The organism is Microvirga sp. jy35 (assembly GCF_056148915.1).
The window spans coordinates 1-2,542 of record NZ_JBWBEW010000101.1 but is presented as its reverse complement, the minus strand read 5'-3'; the positions used below and the strand labels follow the sequence as shown (position 1 = coordinate 2,542).

Below are 2,542 nucleotides of genomic sequence, written 5' to 3'. Positions count from 1 at the left end.
ATGAGCGAAGACAAGAAGCGCCAGCTGCGCAGCCAGGCCTGGTTCGGGCGCCAGGACAAGATGGGGTTCTATTACCGCTCCTTCCTCAAGAACAGCGGCTTTCCCCAGGACCAGTTCGACGGCCGCCCCGTCATCGGCATCTGCAACACCTGGTCCGAGCTCACCCCCTGCAACGCCCATTTCCGCACCATCGCCGAGCACGTGAAGTATGGCGTGCTGGATGCCGGCGGCTTCCCACTCGAGTTCCCAGTCTCCTCGCTGGGCGAGGTGACCATGCGCCCCACCGCCATGCTGTTCCGCAACCTCGCGGCCATGGACGTGGAGGAGGCGATCCGCGCCCATCCCCTCGACGGCGTCGTCCTGCTCATGGGCTGCGACAAGACTACGCCTGCTCTCCTCATGGGCGCGGCCTCCGCGGATCTGCCCACCATCGGCGTGTCCGGCGGGCCGCAGCTGCGCGGCGTCTATCGCGGCAAATACATCGGCTCAGGCACCAACATCATCTCCATGAGCGAGCAGCTGCGCGCCGGGGAAGTCACGCTGGAGGAGTTCCATGAGGCGGAGAGCGGCATGAACCGCTCGGCCGGCCACTGCATGACCATGGGCACAGGCTCCACCATGGCCTCCATGGTCGAGGCGCTCGGTGTCGGCCTGCCGGAGAACGCCGCCATTCCGGCAAGCGATGCGCGGCGCAATCAGCTTGCCCGCATGGCAGGCCGCCGCATCGTCGAGATGGTGCACGAAGACCTTGTGCTCTCGAAGATCATGACCCGCGAGGCCTTCGAGAACGCCATCCGCACCCTTGCAGCCATCGGCGGGTCGACCAATGCAGTCGTGCATCTCCTCGCCATTGCAGGGCGGGTCGGCATCGATCTCACCCTCGACGACTTCGATCGGCTTGGGCGCGACGTCCACTGCCTCGTCGACCTGATGCCCTCCGGCCGCTTCCTCATGGAGGACTTCTACTATGCCGGCGGCCTGCCGGTCGTCCTGCGCACGCTCGGCGAGCGCGGCCTGCTGCACAAGGACGCGCTCACCATCAACGGCAAGTCGATCTGGGACAACGTCAAGGATGCGCCGTGCTGGAACCGGGAGGTGATCACCTCCTTCGAGGAGCCGTTCAAGCCGGAAGCCGGCATTGCCATCCTCAAGGGCAACCTGGCGCCGAACGGCGCCGTCATCAAGCCGTCGGCGGCTTCGCCCGAACTGATGCAGCACACGGGCCGCGCGGTGGTGTTCGAGACGATCGAGGATCTGCATCACCGCATCGACGACGAGGATCTCGACATCGACGAGACCTGCGTTATGGTGCTCAAGCACTGCGGTCCGAAAGGCTATCCGGGCATGGCCGAGGTGGGCAACATGCCCCTGCCGCAAAAGCTGCTCAAGGAGGGCATCCGCGACATGATCCGCATCTCGGATGCGCGCATGTCTGGCACCGCCTACGGCACCGTGGTGCTGCATGTCGCTCCGGAAGCCGCTGCCGGCGGACCGCTGGCGCTGGTGCAGAACGGCGACCTGATCACCCTTGATGTGCCGGCCCGCAGCCTGCATCTTCATGTGGAGGCGCAGGAGATGGAGCGCAGACGGGCTGCCTGGGTGCCGCCTGAGCCGCACGCGACGCGCGGCTGGGCCAAGCTCTATATCGACCACGTGCTGCAGGCTGACAGGGGTGTCGACCTGGATTTCCTGGTGGGCCGCACCGGCTCGCCCGTTCCACGTGACAACCATTGAAGAACAGCACCGCAATCATGAAGGAAGAGATCATGTCCGCAACCGGCAGGAGTTCCACCCGCCCCTATCGTGGTGTGTTTCCGGTGGCGCCCACCATCTTCGACGAGAGCGGACGCCTTGATCTCGAAGGCCAGAAGCGGGCTGTCGATTTCATGATCGATGCGGGCTCCGACGGCCTCTGCATCCTGGCGAACTTCTCCGAGCAGTTCCTGCTGCGCGACGATGAGCGCGAAGCCGTGATGACGACCGTGCTCGATCACATCGCGGGCCGCGTACCGGTGATCGTCACCACCAGCCACTTCTCGACCGAAATCTGCGCCGAGCGCAGCCGTAGGGCGCAGGATGCAGGTGCGGCGATGGTCATGATCATGCCGCCCTTCTTCGGGGCCACCCTGCGGGTGTCGGAGCCTGGCATCTACGCGTTCTTCCGCCAAGTCTCGGACGCGATCAGCATCCCGATCATGATCCAGGATGCGCCCATGGCCGGCACGTCCCTGTCGGCACCGTTCCTCGCGCGCATGGCGCAGGAGATCGCCAATGTGTCCTACTTCAAGATCGAGGTGGCCGGCACCGCCGGGAAGCTGCGCGATCTGATCGCGCTCGGGGGCGACGCCATCGAGGGACCCTGGGACGGCGAGGAAGCCATCACCCTGATGGCCGACCTCGATGCGGGCGCCACGGGTGCCATGACCGGCGGCGCCTATCCGGACGGCATCCGCCAGATCATCGACCCTTACTTTGCCGGCGACCGCGAGGGGGCAGCAGCGGCCTACGAACGCTGGCTGCCGCTGATCAACTATGAGAACCG

At 65.6% G+C, this 2,542-nt stretch carries 2 protein-coding genes; both read left to right on the top strand.

Annotated elements, in window-relative coordinates:
- The gene (locus AC0QTX_RS27320; protein WP_474606932.1) at positions 1–1,734 is read left to right on the top strand and encodes an IlvD/Edd family dehydratase; all 1,734 of its coding nucleotides are present in this window, start codon (positions 1–3) and stop codon (positions 1,732–1,734) included.
- Positions 1,735–1,766: 32 nt separating this feature from the next.
- A partial coding sequence (locus AC0QTX_RS27315; RefSeq protein WP_474606931.1) for a dihydrodipicolinate synthase family protein occupies positions 1,767–2,542 on the top strand: 776 nt, incomplete at its 3' end.